We start from the raw sequence: 20,646 nt of genomic DNA, 5'->3' as shown, positions 1-20,646 counted from the left end.
CAAAGAATTTATTTATAACGAAAAAATTCTCGTATTGAACGTTTTTATGACGATATGTAAAATAATTTATCTTTATAAATCAATCTATTGAGAATAAGTTGAGCGTTGAGCTGGAAAAAATAAAAATGTGTATGTTGGCATGAGGTTACACTATGGGATTGCAAAGGAGTGCAGTGATAATAGTGATAATGTTGTGTGGAATGCTTAATTGTGATGGATTTTAATTGGCACTGGAGAATGGTGCTGTTTTTTTGTTAGAGAGGATGAGATTGGTTCTTTTGTTGGTGTTTTGGTGATGGAATGCGTCTTAAACGAGAATTTTTGGGAGAAGCTTGTTGTGAAAAGGGGAGTGATTGAGGCCCGCCATGAATTTTACCTGCAATGAATTTTATAAGAGTGTTTAAAGATAAGGGGTAGAGTTGTTAGTGTTCAAGAGGATCGTAGACAAAAGGATTGTAGATAAGGGGGGGTGGATTGGTTAAAAGGGTGAATTCAAACATGATAGAGGAAAAGGTTGTCTCTGTTTTGGTTCCTCTTCCTGTTGCGTATGCTTATAGTTATAAAGTTCCGTCTTCTATGGAAGTGGAAATTGGTTCTTTTGTTCGGGTTCCGGTGATGGGGCGTGAGCTTTGCGGTTTTGTGGTGGATGTTGGGGAGAAGACAAAAGATGGGCAAAGAACTGCTTCGGTGGCGCGTGAAAAATTACGTTCTCTCTTACATGTTTTTGATTGTCCGCCATTAAAGGCAGAGATGATTGCATTTTTGCGGTTTGTTAGCCGTTATACCATGACACCTTTTGGTCTTGTTGCACGATTGGTTTTGTCTGTACCGGCTGCTTTAGAGCCAGAAGCGCAAATGCTGGGACTGCGCTATTGTGGGGGAGATGTGGAACGTCTTACACCAGCCCGCTTACGGGTTTTGGAATTGGTGCGCAATGAGAAGATCTGGACACGTTCTGGTCTTGCGCATGCGGCTGGAACGTCTGTGTCTGTTGTTGAAGGTTTAAAAGCACTAGGAATTTTTGAAGATGTTAAAATTCCTGCTCCTGATCTTGTGAGCATGCCCGATCCTGATTTTTGTCCTCCTCAGTTGCAGGGGGCACAGAGTGAAGCAGCAAAATTGTTGCGGGAAGGTGTTTTGTCTTCTCAGTTTCAAGTTTTTTTGCTCGATGGTGTGACGGGCTCTGGAAAGACAGAAGTTTATTTTGAAGCGGTTGCTCAAGCTTTCAAAGGGGGTAGCCAAGTTTTAATTTTATTGCCGGAAATTGCTTTAACACAGCAGTTTTTAGATCGTTTTTATGCACGCTTTGGCGCTGCGGCAGCAGAATGGCATTCCGATTTGACACCGCGTCGTAGAGAACGTGTCTGGCGACAAGTTGCAGAAGGGCGGGTGCGTGTTGTTGCGGGAGCTCGTTCGGCACTTTTTCTTCCCTTTCATGCGCTTGGCTTGATTGTTGTCGATGAAGAGCATGATAGTGCTTATAAACAAGAAGAGCGCATTTTTTATCACGCGCGTGATATGGCTGTTGCTCGGGGTTCTTTTGAGCATTTTCCTGTTATTTTGTCCTCAGCCACACCGTCAATTGAAAGCCAAGCCAATGTTTTAAAAGGGCGTTATCAAAAGGTGCATTTACCTTCCCGTTTTAAAGAAGTTGCCCTTCCACAGTTGCGGGTCATTGATATGCGCCAAGGAGGAGTGCAAAAGGGGCGCTTTATTTCCTTTGCCCTTGAAAGGGCTTTAAAACAAACGCTTGAAAAAGGCGAGCAGGCGCTGCTTTTTCTTAATCGTCGTGGTTATGCGCCTTTAACTTTATGCCGAGTTTGCGGACATCGTTTTCATTGTCGCGATTGTTCAAGTTGGTTGGTCGAACATCGTGCGCAAGGGCAATTAAAATGTCATCATTGTGGCTATCATCAATCCCTTCCAGAAGCCTGTCCTGAATGTGGAACATTAGACCATCTTGTGGCTTGTGGACCGGGTGTGGAAAGAATTGCAGAAGAAACACAAGGGCTTTTTCCGCAGGCGCGATCATTGATTCTTTCAACAGATCTCAAAGGGGGGATTGGGCAGTTGCGAAGCGAATTGCAAGCCATTGCCAAAGGTGATGTGGATATTATTATTGGGACACAGTTGGTCGCTAAAGGACATCATTTTCCCAAGCTCTCTTTGGTGGGGGTTATTGATGCTGATCTTGGTCTTGCCAATGGTGATTTACGCGCCAGTGAACGAACCTTCCAGCTTCTCTCTCAAGTGACTGGAAGAGCAGGGCGGGTAGGATTGGAAAGTTTAGGATTATTGCAAACCTATCAACCCGATCATTCGGTCATAAAAGCTTTACTTTCATGCCAACCAGAAGATTTTTACACACGGGAGATTGCAGCACGTCAACAGTATCATTTGCCCCCCTATGGGCGTCTTGCCTCTTTGATTGTTTCGGCACAACAGCGCCAAGCTGCAGAACATTATGCGCGAGCACTCCGTCAAGCCGCACCGCGGGAGAAAAATATCTCAGTTATGGGACCCGCAGAGGCGCCTTTGGCTCTGGTTCGGGGGCGTTATCGTTTTCGGCTTTTATTGCAAGGTCAGCGCTCTTTTGATATACAAGGGTTTATTCGGGCAATGCTGAGCAATGCCCCCAAAATGCCCAGTTCTGTTCGGGTTCAAATTGATATCGATCCGCAAAGCTTTTTTTAAAAATCAAATTTCTCTTTCAAGTAATTGGAAGAAGAGGGGGGATTGGATTGGAAAGTTTAGATTATTGCAAATCGATTAATCCGATCCATCCGGTCATAAAAGCTTTACTTTCATGCCAACCAGAAGATTTTTACACACGGGAGATTGCAGCACGCCAATATTATCATTTGTCTCCTTATGGGCGGTTTGCTTCTTTGATTGTGTCGCACAACAGCACCAAGCCGCAGAATGTTATGCGCGTGTATTACATCAAGCTCGTGCACCGGGGGGAAATATCTTGCTTAATAAATCAACAGAGACATCACCCTTATTCGTACAACATATTGATTTATTAAGAGTTTTAACTTCTACACGTTACAGGTGAGGCGCTTGTGTGGTGTGGAATTGTGCAAGAAAGGCATGCCTCTTATGAACTGTTTCAAGTGTCAAGGGTTTATCGCAACATTGAGGCAATGGGTGAGAGCCGTTGGTTTGCTTCTGATCAAACGTAAAGATGGGGGCTCAATGGCGGTTTATCGCCTTCATGGGTGCTGTCGCGAAATGGAGATTCTCCATTTCTTACAGTTTTGTTCCTTTCGTTCTTTAATGGAAGCAGATTTTTCATGCAAAGCAGAGCATTCCCAATCGAGTATTCCCAAAAAAGAATATCATTATGGTTACTTTCATCTAATTGTTTGAGCAAATATTTCTCAGAGTGTTGGTATTCATTTTATGATGTTGCTCATCAATAATGTAAATGCTTTGTATAAATGAAAAAGCCGTTAAGGCTTTCTATCTTTAGGGTATCGGGTGGTACCATTATTGAGCTTTGAGAAACTGTGGATACATGAGAAGTGTTTTTGGGCAGTTTTTTTGCAAGAAAATATACTTGATGAAATATTTTAAAAAGTAGAGGGCATTTAAAGCGAAAGGATCATTTTTGTTAATTTTAAGGAGATATCTATTATTATTTTTTGCTTGTTCATTTGAAATAATAGATTTTTAAAGTAGTAGTCGCTTCTCGCAAAACTTTTGTAGGATAAGAGGAGTAATCTTCAAAGAAAAACTGTTTTGGGAGGGCAAGAGCGCTTGAAGCACAATAATTGAAGCACAATAGAGAGCGTGAAAATCGCTTATAACAATGTCAAAAAGAGGCATAAAAAAACCGTGATGCCATCTTGGAGATCTAAAAAAATCCTTTTCAAAAATATTTTGAATATTTTATTTAAAATTTTTAAAAAGCAGCGATTTGTGGTGTTGCGAGTCGGCTATGTCTATGCTAGAAACCGAATGGTTTTCGTTCGAGGTTTTAAGAAGAAGATTCTTAAGAGTGAGAATGTCTGTTTCATTATCATCTGATAACTATCAGAGAGTCGCTCAAGGGAAAGAGGCGGTATTTCGTGTCGGATTCATTTTCTCTCATACCGCTGCCGTTGGTAGATCAACGTTATGCGCAAGCGCTTTTTAATTGCGTTCAAGAAGCAGGAAACGTTGAAAAAATTGAAAAGGCAGTGGAAGATTTTTTGTTTGTCTTAGAGCAAAATGAAGATTTAAAACACTTCGTGCTCAGTCCGTTCTTTTCAGTCAAAGAGCAAATTAAGGTGATGCAATCTGTTTGTGAAAACATTAAATTTGCTGATAAAGAAGCAGGGCAGATTGTTAGTAATTTTTTACGCGTTATCGCAGCAAATCGTAGGCTTAGTGCTGTATTTGGTATTCTCCATGCTTTTCAGCGTTGTGTTGCACGCGCTCGGAAGCAACTTACTGCGCAAATTATTTCTGCGCGCCCGTTGAGTTCTCAACAAAAACAAGAGTTGTGTGAGACTTTGGAAGGTGTCATTGGGGGAAAAGTTTTGCTACATATCATTGTGAATCCAACAATTCTTGGTGGATTAATCATTCGTGTCGGGGCGTCTCAAATTGATACGTCTCTTCTCACAAAATTGTCTTCGCTTAGGCTTGCATTGAAAAAAGAGGTCAGCTGATGGATATTAGACCATCTGAAATTTCAAAAATTCTGAAAGAGCAAATCAAAAACTTTGACCAAAAGGCTGAGGTTTCAGAAATTGGTTGGGTTCTCTCTGTGGGGGATGGTATCGCTCGCGTTTATGGTTTGGATAATGTTCAAGCTGGGGAAATGGTTGCTTTTCCAAATGGTGTGCGCGGGATGGCGCTCAATTTGGAAGTTGATAATGTCGGTGTGGTCATTTTTGGCTCAGACCGCGATATTCGTGAAGGGGATTGTGTAAAGCGATTGGGCGCTATTGTCGATGTCCCTGTGGGACCCGCTTTGCTTGGCCGTGTGGTTGATGCTCTTGGAAATCCTATAGATGGTAAGGGACCACTTAAGGAAACAGAGCGTCGTCGTGTTGATGTTAAGGCACCAGGGATTATTCCGCGTCAGTCTGTGCATGAGCCTATGTCAACCGGATTAAAAGCTATTGATGCGCTCATCCCTATTGGGCGGGGGCAGCGTGAGTTGGTGATTGGTGATCGCCAAACAGGAAAAACCGCGATTTTGCTCGATACATTTTTAAATCAAAAACCGTTCCATGAAAAAGGGGCTGGACGAGAGCAGGATAAAGTTTATTGTATTTATGTGGCTATCGGTCAAAAACGTTCGACGGTGGCACAATTCGTTAAAGTTTTAGAAGAACGTGGAGCACTGGAATATTCTATTATTGTTGCGGCAACCGCTTCTGATCCTGCGCCCTTGCAATTTATAGCACCTCTTGCGGGATGCGCGATGGGCGAATATTTCCGCGATAATGGGCAACATGCTTTGATCGGTTATGATGACTTGTCAAAACAAGCAGTGGCTTATCGTCAAATGTCTCTTTTGCTGCGTCGTCCACCGGGGCGTGAAGCTTATCCAGGAGATGTTTTCTATCTTCATTCACGTCTTTTAGAACGGGCGGCAAAATTGAATGCGGAAAATGGATCAGGGTCGTTGACAGCTTTGCCGGTCATTGAAACGCAAGCAAATGACGTTTCGGCTTATATTCCGACAAATGTGATTTCGATTACCGATGGGCAAATTTTCTTGGAAACCAATTTGTTCTATCAGGGTATCCGTCCTGCTGTAAACGTTGGTCTTTCTGTATCGCGTGTTGGTTCGGCTGCACAAATTAAAGCCATGAAGCAGGTTGCTGGATCGATTAAAGGGGAATTGGCGCAATATCGTGAAATGGCCGCTTTTGCGCAGTTTGGTTCTGATTTGGATGCATCAACCCAGCGGCTTTTAAATCGGGGAGCACGCTTGACAGAGCTCTTAAAACAGCCACAATTTTCTCCCCTTAAAACAGAAGAACAGGTGGTGGTTATTTTCGCAGGGGTGAATGGCTATCTTGATTCTCTAGCGGTTTCTGATGTTGCGCGGTTTGAGCAGGGGCTTCTGGTACTTTTGCGGAGTGATTATCAAGATCTTTTAAAAGCAATTGCTGAGCAAAAGCAGATAACAGATGAGCTAAAAGATAAGTTGATAACTGTTCTCAACACTTATGCAAAAAATTTTTCGTGATGAATTGATGGAATGCTTGAATGGCCTCACTAAAGGATCTTAGAGACCGTATCGCTTCGGTTAAAGCAACACAGAAAATTACCAAAGCTATGCAGATGGTTGCAGCAGCGCGGTTGCATCGTGCACAAGAGGCAGCCCAATCAGCACGTCCTTATGCGAAGAGGATGGCTGATATTTTAACCAGTGTTGCTGGGGATGTGGATGGTGTTGATGCACCGGCTCTTATGCGGGGCACGGGGCACGATGATGTGCATCTCTTGGTTGTCTGTACGGCTGAGCGCGGTTTATGTGGTGCTTTTAATGTGCAAATCGCTCGTCGTGCTCGTGAGCAAATTAAAGCGCTGTTGACCGCTGGTAAAATTGTGAAAATTATCACTGTGGGCAAAAAAGGTGCGGATATCTTATCGCGTGATTACAAAAGTTTGATGATTGATCACATCGATTTACATGCTGTAAAGCGAATCGGTTTTGCAGAGGCGCTGGTGATTAGTCAACGCATTGTTGATTTGTTCAATGAAGGCGCTTTTGATGTTTGTACATTGTTTTATTCTGAATTTGTTTCCGTGATTAATCAACGTCCAACAGCTTTTGGCTTGATCCCAATGGGGGCTCCAAAAGCAGCTGTTGAGGCAACAGATGTTGTGGAACAAAAAGAGACAAGCAGAGATTCGCAATCAATTGTTCATGAGGCGATTGTTTATGAGTATGAGCCTGATGCTGCTTCTCTTTTAGAGGCGCTGGTGCCCCGCAATCTTTCAGTGCAAATCTTTCGGGCTTTACTCGAAAATGTTGCTGGTGAAATGGGCGCAAAGATGACCGCTATGGACAATGCATCGCGCAATGCAGGTGAAATGATTAATAAATTGACGGTGGCTTATAATCGTCAACGTCAAGCACAGATTACCACAGAATTGATCGAAATTATTGCGGGCGCTGAAGCGCTTTAAATGGAAAAGGTAAGGATTGATGGCAAAAGCAGTAACCTCAAGTAAAGGAGCAGAAAAAGGTGAAAAAAAGAAACCAGCTGCTCGTTCCGGTGTGAAAAAAGATGCTTCGAAATCTCAAGTGAATGTAAAGATTTCGTCTGCGCCTGCGCGTAGTGCCGCTAAAGATACACCGGTGAAAAAAGAAGAGCGTGCAAAAGGCGCTGTTGGCGAGATCAAGCAGGTTATTGGTGCTGTCGTTGATGTGCAATTTGAAGGGGCATTGCCAAATATTCTCAATGCTTTGGAAACAGAGAATTTAGGCAATCGCTTAGTGTTAGAAGTTGCGCAGCATTTGGGTGAAAATACGGTGCGTACGATTGCGATGGATACGACCGATGGTCTGATGCGGGGACAAAAGGTCGTGGATACAGGTGCACAGATTAGTGTTCCTGTAGGAGAAGCGACATTGGGGCGTATTATGAATGTGATTGGAGAACCCGTGGATAATGTGGGACCAATCGCTTCAACCAAAACGCGTTCTATTCACCAAGAGGCACCTGAATATGTCGAACAATCAACTGTTTCAGAGATTCTTGTCACGGGTATTAAGGTTGTGGATTTGTTAGCCCCTTATTCTAAAGGGGGTAAAATTGGCTTGTTTGGTGGTGCTGGTGTTGGAAAAACCGTTCTCATTATGGAGCTTATCAACAATATTGCAAAGGCACATGGTGGCTATTCCGTCTTTGCTGGTGTGGGAGAACGGACACGTGAGGGAAATGATCTTTATTACGAAATGATCGAAAGCCGCGTGAATGTGAATCCAAAAGAAAACAATGGTTCAACAGAAGGCTCAAAATGTGCGCTTGTTTATGGGCAAATGAATGAACCACCAGGAGCACGTGCGCGTGTGGCTCTTTCAGGATTGACCATTGCAGAAAGCTTCCGTGATGAAGGACAAGATGTTCTCTTCTTTGTGGATAATATTTTCCGGTTTACACAAGCAGGGGCTGAGGTATCTGCTCTTTTAGGTCGTATTCCCTCTGCTGTGGGGTATCAGCCTACTTTGGCAACGGATATGGGGGCTTTGCAAGAACGTATTACCAGTACAAAAATAGGCTCTATTACTTCTGTTCAGGCTATTTATGTTCCGGCTGATGACTTGACAGATCCTGCGCCGGCAACGTCTTTTGCCCATTTGGATGCCACAACCGTTCTTTCGCGCTCTATTGCGGAAAAGGGAATTTATCCAGCCGTGGATCCGCTTGATTCTTTCTCGCGTATGTTGGATCCATTGATTGTGGGGGAAGAGCATTATACGGTTGCTTGTCAAGTGCAAACCATTTTACAACGTTATAGAGCGCTTCAGGATATTATTGCTATTCTTGGAATGGATGAACTTTCTGAAGATGACAAATTGTTGGTGGGACGGGCGCGTAAAATTGAACGTTTCCTTTCGCAACCTTTCCATGTGGCGGAAGCCTTTACGGGTTCGCCAGGAAAACTTGTTCCTTTGGAAGACACAATCAAAGGCTTTAAAGGTCTTTGTGCGGGCGATTATGATGATTTGCCAGAAGCTGCTTTTTATATGGTGGGTTCGATTGATGAAGCCATTGAAAAAGGAAAACGTCTCATGGCAGAGGCTTCTTGAATTAGAAGCTTCTTACTTGAGGAAAAATCTGTCGTGAATATTTGTCGTTAAATAAGGGCAAGTTGTTGAAAAAGATAAGTTGGTAAAGAGGGCGGAGAGTCCTTCAGGGTATTGTGGAGACTTTTGTGGAAAACAATAGAGAAGAGCGTTTTTTGTTTGAGCTTGTTTCGCCTGAAAAGATGGTGTTTTCAGAGCAGGTGGTGTCTGTTGTTCTTCCTTCCGCTTCTGGTGCTTTGACTGTTATGGCACATCATGCACCATTGGTGGCAAGCATTGTGTTGGGGGCTGTTCGTGTTCGCACCTCTGTGGGAGAAAAGCTCTTTGCTGTTTACGGAGGTGTTGCAAATATTACCTTTTCGGGTTGCTCTTTATTGGTCGAGCATGTTGTGGCTGTGGAGCATCTTTCTTTTGATGCCTTAGAACAGCAGATTTTGCAGGTTCAAGCAACATTAGAGGGGGGAACGAGTGATGCGGACAATCCTAAAATCGAGGCTTTTTTCCAACAATTGTCAGCTGATGGTTCTGTGTTGATAGAGGCGTAGCAAGGTATACAGGAAAAGGTGACATGAGCGGAAAAAAGAGTACGGTTGTGTCTGCCAAAAGGGGCGGAAAGCCTTTTCCTCGTCCTGGTCGTGTTTTTGCGGGACCTTTGCCGAAATGTTTTGTTTATATTTTCGCTTCTCTTATTTTGCAATGGGCTTATGGCTTAGGAGCCAATATTGTTCAGTCTAATATTGTCCATCTGACCGGTGATTTTCATGCAACTTTAGCCGAGACGACATGGTTGGTTGCAGCCTATATGGCACCAAATGTCAGTGTGGCGATTATGTTGATCAAAATTCGCTATCAATTTGGTTTGCGTGCTTTTGCTGAACTGTCGATCCTTGGCTTCGTTTTGGTTTGCGCGTTGCAGCTCTTTGTGACCGATTTGCGTTCTGCGCTGATTATTCGCTTTTTTGCTGGGATCGCTGCTGCGCCTTTGGCTTCGCTTGCGTTACTTTATATGATGGAGGCTTTTGCGCCAGCGAAAAAGTTTACTGTTGGTCTTAGTTTGAATTATATGAATGCGGCTTTAGCAGCACCTTTATCGCATTTGATTTCTCCTGATTTGTTGGAAAATGGCGGATTTTCCAGTCTTTCTGCTTTGGAAATGGGGTTGGTTCTCATCAGTTTGGTCTGTATCTATACGTTGCCTCTGACCCCTGTTGTCCGGAGTAAGGTTATTCAAAAGTTAGATTGGATAAGCTATGGTTTGATTGCTCTTGGTCTTGGTCTTAATGCTGTGATTATGTCTGTTGGCATCTTGTATTGGTGGTATGAAACACCGTGGATTGGTTGGGGGCTTGCACTGGCTATTTTCTCTTTGGCTGTTGCTATTATGATTGAGCTTAATAGAGAAAAACCATTGATTGATCTGCGTTGGATTTTCAGTAAAGAAATGATTCAATCTGTTTTTATTTTATTGATTTTTCATGTTTTCTTGTTGGAACGATCCAATTTGCCCTTCGGTTTTTTTAATCTTTTTGGTTTGCTCAATCGCGAGATGGCACCCATGTATTTTGCAGTGACATTGGGGACTCTGTTAGGGGGGGCTGTTTGTGTGTTTTTTTTACGGGCAGGGCGTGAGGATTATTTTTATTTGTTATCTTTGGGTTGTTTGGCTCTTGGCGCTTATTTAGATAGTCGTGTAAACCATTTAACGCGTCCACAAGATATGATGTTGAGCCAAGGATTGGTGAGTTTTAGTTATGCACTTTTTTTGCCTCCTGCGCTTTTTAAAGGGTTTGTGATCGCTGGTGAGCGAGGACCGCGTTATGTTTTGAGTTTTATTGCTGTTTTTTTACTCACACAAGTAACGGGGGGATTGATGGGGTCGGCTTTTTTTGGCAGCCTGCAGTTTTATTTTGCCCATAAGAACTTTGAGTCCTTAACACAAAATATTGTTGTGACTGATCCGCTTATTTCTGGTGAGATGAATACTTTATTTTCGCCTTTTTATGGTGCTTCTGTTGCTCATGGCTTGGGAAAAGATCAGGGGACTTCTCTATTGATAGAGAAATTTAAGTTAACAGCAAATATTTTTGCTTATGATGACGTTTTTCGGCTTTATTTTTATATTTCAATGGTTGTATTCGTTATTTTTCTTGTCACAATGATTGTTAAGTCATGCTCTGTGCGTGCATTAGAAAAAAAGTGATGTCATAGAAGAGGGGTGCAAAAAATGATAAAAGCATTACGGTCAAAGGCTACGATTGTTGCATTCCTGTCAGGTATTATGGGGGTTTTGCTGATTTTGTGGGCTTGGAGACTTCCTCCTTTTGTAAGCAATATCCAAATAACGGATAATGCTTCCATTAAAGGCGATGTTACTTTGGTTAGTTCACAGATCTCTGGGGTGATCGCACGGATTTATGTGCAAGATTATCAACGCGTTGAAAAGGGAATGCTGCTTTTTGAGCTTGATGATTCTCTTTTTCGTCAGCAGCTTGCACGAGCACAGGCTGTTCTCGATTCAAAAAATGCAAAATTGGCCAGTATTGAATTGCAAGCACAGCTTTTGCAGGGTGAAATTAATACAGCAGAAGTCGAATTGGCCCGTTCACGAGCATTCTCCAATGTTGTTCCTGATAAAAAGTTAGGCTTTGGTGATGCGGCAAGTACTGTTTCTCGTCCTCTTTCACAACTCTTGGCGGCATTGGAAACAAAACGGCAATTGCAAAAACAATTAAATCTTGAACGGCAAAGTTTACAGTCAGAAGTTGCGGGCGCAAAAGTGGGGGTTGAGTTGGCTAAACTCAATCTCGATCATACAAAGATTTTATCGCCTCGAACAGGCTATATTGGATTGGTTGGCGCTAGGGTAGGACAATATGTTATGCCGGGAACGCAATTGGTCTCCGTCATTTCTGATGATATTTGGATTATTGCTAATTATAAAGAAACGCAACTTTCTCAGATGCGTGTGGGACAACCGGTTGTTTTTTCTGTTGATGCATTGAACAACAAAAAGTTAACAGGGCGTGTGGTTCGTTTTGCTCCTGCGACAGGTTCAGAGTTTTCATTGTTAAAAACGGATACGACAATTGGTAATTTTATTAAAATTGCGCAACGTATCTCCGTACGGATTGCTTTAGATCCTGGACAGGAAGGAATCGAAAAACTCATTCCTGGGATGTCTGTGGTGACATATGTGGATACTTCGCAGCGAGTCGATTCTGGAGGATAAAATTTTGGGTTTTTTCAATTTAATTTTTATACCGTTTTCTTATAGCAAGTGGTTGTTCACTTTAGAAGATTTCGTTTGGTTTGTGATGCTCCATCTTTTAAAGCTTTTAAAACTCTTATTGGTCATGATGTAAAATAATGCTCTAAAAAATATTAAAGCGCATGTCTCTTTAATTCCTTCCATTTCTTTTGAAATAACTCAGTCACGGGGGGACGAGGGGGATGGAATAATACGTAAAAGCTTGCTTGTCGTCTCTTACCATGCTGTTCTTTTAAGTGTGGGGATGTGGATTGCATGCGTGCAGTGATCCGGCTAGATCAAAAGCTGCATGAGAGACTGTGGGGTGAAAAATTTATCTTTTGGGCGCGTAAGGTTAGGGGGCGTAAAATATTATACTTTATCAACGATAAAAAAATGCCCGATTCAAAGCGGGCATTAAAAGGGGGAAATTATTGGTGTTAGTAATTTTTGCGTATGAGTAAGACGCTTGCTAAAACTAATCCTGCAGCTAATGCGAGGGTTTTTTTAGGGTTTGCTTTCACTTTTTTCTTTAATTCTGTTGCTTGTTCGTTGAGATGATAAAGCGCATGACGGCCCTTTTGTTTCCACGTGTTAAAAAGCTCAGAAATATTTTCAAAGCTATCATTTTGAGAGCTCCAGCGATTTACAGGAACGAGTTCTCTTTTTAATTGTGCAATACGTTTTTTAATTTTAGCATTTTTGGCATTGGTTGAAAATAGACACATCTGTTGACTCCTTCATGTGTTAAATTGTTGCATGATCTTTGGAATTGTGTTTGGGGTTTTGCTATAACGGCTTAAAATTTGAAAGGTTGCATTGATTATGCGGCCTAGGGGTATATTGTTGGAGGGGATTATGTGGTTCGGGGGTAAGGTGAAAATTTAAGCGTTTGGGTTTAATGAGGCGTTTCTTAACGAGCTTGTGTTCATTTCATGATGAGAAGGTGAAAGATATAAGATAAAATCTCCTGCAAAGAATAATCTCTCGTGAGAGGTCTCAAGCTTATCGCGCATTTTCATCATTATTTCATAAAGGAATCAAATTGGGTGCTTCATTTTTTTGTGCTTGTTGCGAAGTGTTGTGATTGCTTTTGAAGACAGTTCTTCAAGTATTTTTACTTTTTATCTTCATGGGCGCTTTTAAGTGTGTAAGGGACATGGCTTTGATGAGAGATAAAAAGATTTGAAATGAGAGAAGCTTACAATATTTGAGTTTTCCATTCAAATTTGTAAAAAGAGAAAGTACTATCAATCAATATGTTGACTTCATTGGTCGGTTATCTTTCATACATTTTTTAAAATTGCGCTTTGATAAGCGTTCTTTATTGTGCTGTAAGACATTTTTCTTCGATGACGTGGATGTAAGGTATAGGGTGCCACTTAAAAATGCGGTCTTGTCCTTGTCTGATTTCAGTTTCTTTTTGAAGAAACCAAGTGTAAAAGTGTGAATGTGAGCAGGCGTGGTAGGATTTATCTGAGGCATCTATGAATGGATCTCGCTTATGGGCTTAAATTGCATCAGGGGAAACAGATGGAACTTTAAGCAATCTGTTAAGATTGGTGGGCGGTGTGTTTTCGTCCTTTGAAGTGCCGAGAAAGTCCATGTCAATGATGACTGATAGTGCAGATTTTAAAAATTTGAGGACTTGATGAGTACAACCTATTTTTTATCGAAACCTCTTGAGCGTCGCCGTTCTGTGGGCGTCGCTGTTGGTGATGTAATGGTTGGGGGGCAGAGCCCGATAGTTGTACAGTCAATGACCAATACAGATACTGCTGATGTTGATGCAACCGTTTCTCAAGTGGCTGCTCTTTGGCAAGCAGGCTCACAAGTGGTTCGTATTACCGTTGATCGTGATGAAGCGGCGGCAGCTGTCCCAAAAATACGTGAGCGACTAGAGCGGTTAGGATTTTTTGTCCCATTGGTTGGGGATTTCCATTATATTGGCCATAAGCTTTTATCAGAGCATCCGGCATGCGCTGAAGCTCTTGCTAAATATCGCATCAATCCTGGAAATGTAGGTTTTGGTGCAAAAAAAGATCGTCAATTTGCAGAAATTATTGAGATTGCTTGTCGCTATCATAAACCTATTCGCATTGGCGTAAATTGGGGTTCTCTTGATAATGCGTTGTTAACACAGCTTATGAATGAAAATGCGAGACAAGAAAATCCTTTATCGGTTGCTGAAGTGATGCGGGAAACGGTTGTGCAGTCGGCTATACAGTCGGCTCGTTGGGCTGAAGAGATGGGATTGGGGCGTGATAAGATTATTCTTTCTGCTAAAGTGAGTGATGTTCAAGATCTTATTGCTGTTTATACCTCCTTGGCAGAGCGTTGTGATTATGCTCTTCATTTGGGCTTAACAGAAGCAGGGATGGGAACAAAGGGGGTTGTGGCTTCTTCAGTGGCTTTGGGCATTTTATTACAGCAAGGGATTGGCGATACAATCCGGATTTCCTTAACGCCGGAACCGGGTGGGGATCGAACACGAGAAGTAAAAGTGGGGCAAGAGCTTTTGCAAGTGATGGGATTTCGGCAATTTCTCCCCGTGGTTGCAGCTTGCCCTGGATGTGGGCGTACAACTTCAACGGTCTTTCAGCAATTGGCACAAAAAATTGAAACAGATTTACACAAAAATATGCCCGTTTGGCGTGAAAAATACCCTGGAGTTGAAAGTTTGAAGGTTGCTGTGATGGGATGTATCGTCAATGGTCCAGGGGAATCAAAACATGCGGATATTGGAATTTCATTGCCCGGAGTGGGAGAAAGTCCAGCGGCACCCGTTTTTATTGATGGACAAAAGGTAAAAACTTTGCGGGGTGATCATATTGCTGAAGAATTCGAGGGGCTTTTGAGTGATTATATTCATAAACGCTTTGGACAAGGTTGAATAATTGCACAAGGTTGAAATAAAGAAGATCCCTTGTTTTAAAGAGATATCTCTTAAGATTTCCATTTCACGATGGAGTTTATGAAATGCTATAATGGTAAAGTTCTCGTGAAGGGTATAAAACTTATAGGGTCCCCCCATCTTTTAAGTTTAATAAAAGAACAACCCGCAGCATCATATATTTGCGCCGGCTTCCATACAGTTTTTAAGATTTGAGATGGTACCATAAAAGACATTTTAGTTTTTATTTGTAACGTTTTTACTCACATGTCTCCCTCGCTTGTGAGGGCAGATAAGTGATTTGAATTGATGCACTATGAGTGAGTGAAAGAATTTTACAATATTCAGGATGCTCATTCGACATGCAAAACAATGAATGATGATTATAAATCAATGTATTGTTTGTTTATCAGTTGCTTGGTACGGTGTGAAAGTATTGCACTGCTGATGATCTCAGGCAAAACCAGCTTTTATGCATGGTATCAGAAACTTATGACTGATATCGATGCGTTTGAGCTTTTTAAGACTATTCAGTAAAACAATATAAAGACTTTGATAGATCCTTAAATGTGGATGCTGGCTCGTTGGCGGTTCTTGCGTTCGTGGAATAATAGACTTTGACAAAAGCAAAATTATAGAAAGAACATGATTTATTCTTTCTTCCGATATTTTTAGGCATTTTTCCGGATATAAAATTGATAAAACTGAAGATCCTTATAGCGGATATTGCCCTATCTGTCATAAAAGGTCAGCTTTTATTTTTCTATAAAATGATGTATCTGGATGCCTTTTTTGGCGCTATTGGGGGGAATGAATGAAAAGTATACTAGCCTTTGGCTTTTTATTTAACTGTATAAGAATTTTAACAGGCGCCTTTATTGTCTTTTATATGCTTGAAAAAGGACTAACACTTATTGATATCGGGATCATTAAGTCATTTCAGGCTTTTATTATGATGGTGACCGATATCCCTCTGGGGTATTTTGCCGATCGAAAAAGTTATAAAATATCGATTGTTTTAGCAGCTGCTTTTGCTGCTACATGGCTCTTTCTTATGGGCGTTTCTACAAGCTTTTACGGTTTTCTTTTAGCAGAAACTTTCAATGCTTTGTCGCTTACATTGATTGCGGGGGCTTATAATGCTTTACTTGTTCAATATGCAAAAGCAAAAGTAACATCGACTAAAAAAGTGCTGGGATTAAGTTCTCAATATAATTACATTGGCATGTTTATCTTTAGTTTGATTGGTGCTTATTTTGCTGATTATTCGAGCCAATATATATGGTATATCGCGGCATTTTTAATGTTGATGACAACATTCTTTGGTTTGTTTTTTCTTGATGACCTTAAAGGACAGAGAAAACCAAGCCATAGAAATTTTGTTCAGGCAAATTCTCTTATTTGTGAAGCTAAAGAGATGGTCTCTATTTTTGTGAAAGTTCCTTATATCTCTTTATGCTTTTATTTTTCATTGATTTTTTTCAATATCTTTTCGCAATATTGGCAGTGGATCTTTAAAGATCATCATATTCATGTCACTTACTTTGATCTTGGAGTGACATTTTCACTGATATTGCTCTCTCAGCTCTTGGCTAGTTTTTTCTTTACAAAACTAAGCGAGAAGATAAATTTTGCTTTATTGTTGTTTCTTTCTGTTTGTCTGATTTTTACAGTGGCTTTCTTTGAACCAAGAAAAGAAATTGCTGTCATTTTAGTCTGTATGATCTTTTATCTCATTAAGTATACCTATCTTCGTGTAGAAGTTATCCTACACGACAGTATTAACGATAACCTCAGAGCGACATATGAATCTTTCTTGTCAACGGTTGGAAGACTGAGTCTCTTGGTGTTTTTTTACATGAGTGCCTCTATGGTCAATAGGTTTGGCTTTTTCTCACTCGTTTATATTTTTGCTCTTTATTTATTGATTTACTTGTTGTCCGTATTTTTTTTAGAAGGAACGCGCAAAAAAGTTCAATGAGATTATTATTACATGTGTGTTTTATAAATTCATGTGCTTGTTTTAATGGATCTCTTCAAGGTTTGTCATATCCCCTTAGGGTTTGTCATATCCATTGAATGATGGGACCAATAATATCATGGAGATCAATGGTAAGATTTTTGAAAAAACCTCTTGGATATTTAACAAAAAGGATGGTGTAAGCTCTGTACAATAGAGCGGAATGTAATAGGGCCGATGACGTTAATTTTTGCGTGTTGCACTAAAGCGAGCTGCTTGTTGGAGAGGGAGTGCTTTGATACCAAAAGGGTGTAAGAGGGCTTCTGCTTTTGTGATGAGGGAATCTCGCTTTTTTTGGGTTTCTTCAATGCCATAGAGGCGAACAAAAGTTGCCTTTTGTGCTGTTTCATCTTTCCCAGCGGTTTTTCCTAAAGTCTGTGTGTTGGCAGTAACATCAAGAAGATCATCCGTTAATTGAAAGGCTAGACCAAGGTAGGTTCCAAAAGCCGTCAACTTTGTCAATAATTCTTCTGACGCATTACCAATGATGGCGCCTGCTTGGCAAGCAAAGCTTATCAGAGAAGCTGTTTTCATGCGTTGTAGGGTGATGATGTCAGTACTTTCTTGTGATCTTTTTTCTGCTTCAATGTCAAGCATCTGACCACCTATCATACCACCAAGTCCTGATGCTTGTGCAAGAGCTGTGATCAATTTTATTCTTATCTCTGTAGAGAGTGCATTGGCTTTATGGGCAATGATTTCAAAGGCAAATGTCAAGAGAGCATTGCCTGCTAGAATTGCTGTTGCTTCATCAAATTCTATGTGGACGGTGGGTTTTCCACGTCGGAGGATATCGTTATCCATGGCTGGAAGATCATCGTGAATGAGCGAATAACAGTGAACACATTCTAAGGCACATGCAACATCAAGCGAATGCTCTACAGGGATATCAAAAAGTGCAGCACTTTGAATCACAAGAAAAGGTCGCAAGCGTTTTCCACCGTTCAGCACCCCATAGCGCATGGCTTTGATGAGGTTTTCAGGGCGTGAAATTTCACCAGTTTGGATGTGATCACTGAGCAGTGTGCTTAGTCGACTTTCAACGCTTTGACCATGTTTTGCAAGAAGGGTGGTAAATTCGTGCATTCTTGCTTCCTTTGTTTTTATGAAAATAAAATGATGACGTTCAAAAAGAGAGGCTATTGCTTTTTCTTATTTTCATCAATGGGCGTAGGTTTTTATTAAAAATCAATTTCTCTTTATTTGCGTATCTTTACTGTATGCGCAAAACCCTTTTAAAGCTCAATAAAATAATGCCAAATAAAAAATTAAATGTTAGCCTTATGAAAATACTTTCATGAGTGTATAAAACGTATAAATTTTGTGGTGCTTTTGCTTTTCATTTGCTCATTGTGACATCCTTTTTGATAAAAGAAAGGTTATTTTTGCTAAGAGGAAGATCATTTTGACATTGCCTCTTCTTTTTTATCAGTATATAATGCCCTCAAATTTTATGGTGTTTTGAAATGAAGCATTGTCATTTTTGACATTGCTTTTTCTGTTTTAATGGATTTGGAGTGTCTTTTTATGGCTGTACCTAAACGAAAAACCTCTCCAGCGAAGAGGGGCATGCGCCGTTCGGCTGATGCTCTGAAGGCGCCGACTTATATCGAGGATAAAAATTCTGGTGAGTTGCGTCGCCCTCATCATATTGATTTGAAAACGGGAATGTATCGTGGTCGTTCCGTTTTAGTGGTTAAGGATTGAGTCTTTTATCTCTCTTCTATGCTTAGGTTTCCTTTGATTTCTTGGTGAATGCACGCTCTCGAGTTGTGCATTTGCACTTTAAGATGGCTGTCGAGGTGACCTAGCGTTGCTCTCATGCTATTGATTTGAAAACGGCCTATTGACTTGAAAGCGAAAATGTATCGTGGACGTTCCGTTTTAGGGATTAAGGCTTTAGTCTTTTATCTCTCTGTCTGTGCTGGTTAAGTTTCTTTTGATTTATGGGTGAATGTGCGTTCTTGAGCGTGCATTTTTTGCTATTCCCTAGAATAGAGGGTAAGGTTTTTTCGTAAAAAGATGATTCTATTGGGGTGGGGTGTTTTTTTGTTTTCTTGAGAGACAATAAAGGATGGTTTGTGTGCAGTGTCTTTTAAAGAATGGAGATGATGGTTTGTTTCATGCTTTTCTTGTTCTTTGATGAAGATTACAGCCATCATATAAATAAAACGCTCCAAATCGAATATACTGGTGTTGTACATCTACGCGTTTTTTAAAAATATCTCTCTCAGCGTGCTTTTCAGACCATTTCGCGACAGTACTTCGTGAAGGGTATAATGATAAAGCCCCATGAAAGAATATAAAATTTATTTGCCTTTAAGCTGCATAAAAGTGCAAGCGAGCGCTGTCACACTTTGCGAGCTCGTGGGTGTGCAAATAGCTTTTGACTTTTGAAGCGGTTCATAAGAGATATGCTTTTTTTGTAAAGTTTTTACTCACGCAACCTCTCCGCTTGTAATGGGTAAGCGAGTGTTTTTAATTGATTCAACATGGAAATAGGTTGGAAATAAAAGAACTTTACGATATTCGGGGGGTAATTCAATATAAGACAAAATGATAAATTATCTTTATAAATCAATATTTTGAATTACATGGGATGTGTGAGGGGACATTTGAATGGTTTAATGGGAGAGAAGCTTCCTGTATTTAGACTAATGATTGAAGATAAAAATGATATCTTATGATGATGAGTCAATGAGCTCGCTATGAAGTAAAACGCATGAAGCGGTGGCGATTGTGATTTGTCGAAAAGTTAAAGTGTTGATTGGTGCTTTAAGAAACTTTATTCTTGAGAATACAGAGGATTATAAAAAAATAAAACCAGCGAAAAGCTGGTTTTATCAAAATATCTTGTTGTTATGAAAGAGTGTATTATGCAGCGTAGACAGCTTCGCTGTTTTCAGCTGTTTCTTCTCTTTCAGTTTTAAATTCGCGTTTTGGCTTGTTGGAGAGGTGCATCTCGATGAGATTAATCGCTTCTGTTTCAGAAAGGCTATTAATAACCGCAATTTCGCGGGCCATTCTTTCAAGAGCAGCGGTATAAAGTTGACGCTCAGAGTAGGATTGTTCAGGCTGTAGGTTAGAGCGAAAAAGATCACGGACTACTTCAGCGATACAAATAAGATCTCCTGAGTTGATTTTAGCATCATATTCTTGAGCGCGGCGGGACCACATGGTTCGTTTAACGCGTGCTTTTCCGCGTAAAACTTTTAAGGCGCGTTCGACGGAATCTCCAGCAGATAATTTACGCATTCCAACGGAAAGGGCTTTGGCAATAGGGACTTTGACATCCATTTTATCTTTCGCAAAATGAATGACAAAAAGCTTTAATTTATGTCCTGCAACTTCTTGATCTTCAATCGCTATAATTTGTCCTACACCATGCGTGGGGTAGACGATATATTCAGAGGTTGCAAATTCTTTAGTCTTTGAGGACGTTCCATGTTGGGATGCCATAATTTTAGTTTACTCCCTTATGATCAACAAATGCATCGGAAAACAGGTTATAAACCTGAGGGTTGAGTTTTCTTTAACCAAGTATATTGTACCAATTAAGTGAGCATAAAAGCCGAGTACTTTTAAATCCAAAAAAAATACATTGCTTTAATAAAAAAAGCAAAGAAAAATACTTAGAAAGATGATCATGCTAGAATAACACTAACATCAAACTTCAAAAGAATCAATCATTTCGCTTGAGGATTTTTTATTTTTACAAGAGA

The 20,646-nt window shown here is 40.8% G+C and carries 16 protein-coding genes; 13 read left to right on the top strand and 3 right to left on the bottom strand.

What is annotated here, in order from left to right; all coding sequences use genetic code 11:
* Positions 1 to 498 precede the first annotated feature (498 nt).
* From T429_RS0106360 to T429_RS10625, 10 genes are all read left to right on the top strand, one after another.
* Positions 499 to 2,694, top strand: coding sequence for a primosomal protein N' (locus tag T429_RS0106360; protein ID WP_005774936.1), 2,196 nt, complete (start codon positions 499 to 501; stop codon positions 2,692 to 2,694).
* Between the two features lie 408 nt (positions 2,695 to 3,102).
* On the top strand, positions 3,103 to 3,372 hold the full coding sequence (locus T429_RS0106355) for a hypothetical protein (RefSeq protein ID WP_005774935.1): 270 nt from the start codon (positions 3,103 to 3,105) through the stop codon (positions 3,370 to 3,372).
* A gap of 701 nt (positions 3,373 to 4,073) precedes the next feature.
* Positions 4,074 to 4,658: an ATP synthase F1 subunit delta gene (gene atpH / locus T429_RS0106345; protein ID WP_005774934.1), complete on the top strand. Its 585-nt coding sequence runs from the start codon at positions 4,074 to 4,076 to the stop codon at positions 4,656 to 4,658.
* Positions 4,658 to 6,193 carry a F0F1 ATP synthase subunit alpha gene (gene atpA, locus T429_RS0106340; protein ID WP_005774933.1) on the top strand — a complete coding sequence of 512 codons (1,536 nt, stop codon included), beginning with the start codon at positions 4,658 to 4,660 and terminating at the stop codon, positions 6,191 to 6,193. Before atpH ends, atpA begins: the two co-directional genes overlap by 1 nt.
* Before the next feature lie 20 nt (positions 6,194 to 6,213).
* Positions 6,214 to 7,140, top strand: a complete 927-nt coding sequence (locus T429_RS0106335) for a F0F1 ATP synthase subunit gamma (protein WP_005774932.1) — start codon at positions 6,214 to 6,216, stop codon at positions 7,138 to 7,140.
* 19 nt (positions 7,141 to 7,159) lie between these two features.
* Complete coding sequence (gene atpD, locus T429_RS0106330; protein WP_005774931.1) at positions 7,160 to 8,767, top strand: F0F1 ATP synthase subunit beta; 1,608 nt, start codon at positions 7,160 to 7,162, stop codon at positions 8,765 to 8,767.
* A 125-nt stretch (positions 8,768 to 8,892) separates the two neighbouring features.
* Complete coding sequence (gene atpC, locus T429_RS0106325; RefSeq protein ID WP_005774930.1) at positions 8,893 to 9,309, top strand: ATP synthase F1 subunit epsilon; 417 nt, start codon at positions 8,893 to 8,895, stop codon at positions 9,307 to 9,309.
* A gap of 23 nt (positions 9,310 to 9,332) precedes the next feature.
* Entirely contained in the window at positions 9,333 to 10,964 is a 1,632-nt protein-coding gene (locus T429_RS0106320; protein WP_005774929.1) for an MFS transporter, read from the top strand.
* Between the two features lie 24 nt (positions 10,965 to 10,988).
* A complete protein-coding gene (locus tag T429_RS0106315) occupies positions 10,989 to 11,993 on the top strand; it encodes an HlyD family secretion protein (RefSeq protein ID WP_005774548.1) in 1,005 nt (334 codons plus the stop codon).
* Positions 11,994 to 12,287: 294 nt separating this feature from the next.
* Positions 12,288 to 12,455: a hypothetical protein gene (locus T429_RS10625; protein WP_154645777.1), complete on the top strand. Its 168-nt coding sequence runs from the start codon at positions 12,288 to 12,290 to the stop codon at positions 12,453 to 12,455.
* Here the strand turns inward: T429_RS10625 and T429_RS0106305 are convergent.
* The gene (locus T429_RS0106305; RefSeq protein ID WP_005774549.1) at positions 12,452 to 12,739 is read right to left on the bottom strand and encodes a hypothetical protein; all 288 of its coding nucleotides are present in this window, start codon (positions 12,737 to 12,739) and stop codon (positions 12,452 to 12,454) included. The genes T429_RS10625 and T429_RS0106305 overlap by 4 nt on opposite strands.
* A 923-nt stretch (positions 12,740 to 13,662) precedes the next feature.
* Between T429_RS0106305 and ispG the strand changes: the two genes are divergently transcribed.
* Positions 13,663 to 14,904 carry a flavodoxin-dependent (E)-4-hydroxy-3-methylbut-2-enyl-diphosphate synthase gene (gene ispG, locus T429_RS0106300; RefSeq protein WP_005774928.1) on the top strand — a complete coding sequence of 414 codons (1,242 nt, stop codon included), beginning with the start codon at positions 13,663 to 13,665 and terminating at the stop codon, positions 14,902 to 14,904.
* 814 nt (positions 14,905 to 15,718) lie between these two features.
* Entirely contained in the window at positions 15,719 to 16,885 is a 1,167-nt protein-coding gene (locus tag T429_RS0106290; protein ID WP_005774927.1) for an MFS transporter, read from the top strand.
* 222 nt (positions 16,886 to 17,107) lie between these two features.
* On the opposite strand, the gene T429_RS0106285 is transcribed toward T429_RS0106290, so the two are convergent.
* Complete coding sequence (locus T429_RS0106285) at positions 17,108 to 18,010, bottom strand: polyprenyl synthetase family protein (RefSeq protein ID WP_005774552.1); 903 nt, start codon at positions 18,008 to 18,010, stop codon at positions 17,108 to 17,110.
* Positions 18,011 to 18,451: 441 nt separating this feature from the next.
* Here T429_RS0106285 and rpmF point away from each other — a divergent pair, with 441 nt between their 5' ends.
* Positions 18,452 to 18,631 carry a 50S ribosomal protein L32 gene (rpmF, locus tag T429_RS0106280; protein ID WP_005774555.1) on the top strand — a complete coding sequence of 60 codons (180 nt, stop codon included), beginning with the start codon at positions 18,452 to 18,454 and terminating at the stop codon, positions 18,629 to 18,631.
* A 1,167-nt stretch (positions 18,632 to 19,798) separates the two neighbouring features.
* Here rpmF and T429_RS0106270 read toward each other — a convergent pair.
* On the bottom strand, positions 19,799 to 20,383 hold the full coding sequence (locus T429_RS0106270) for a CarD family transcriptional regulator (protein WP_005774557.1): 585 nt from the start codon (positions 20,381 to 20,383) through the stop codon (positions 19,799 to 19,801).
* Positions 20,384 to 20,646: the final 263 nt, after the last annotated feature.

This window comes from Bartonella elizabethae F9251 = ATCC 49927, assembly GCF_000518165.1.
Taxonomy (GTDB): domain Bacteria; phylum Pseudomonadota; class Alphaproteobacteria; order Rhizobiales; family Rhizobiaceae; genus Bartonella; species Bartonella elizabethae.
The sequence above is the reverse complement of the archived record's forward strand: the minus strand, read 5'-3'. Positions and strand labels throughout refer to the sequence as shown.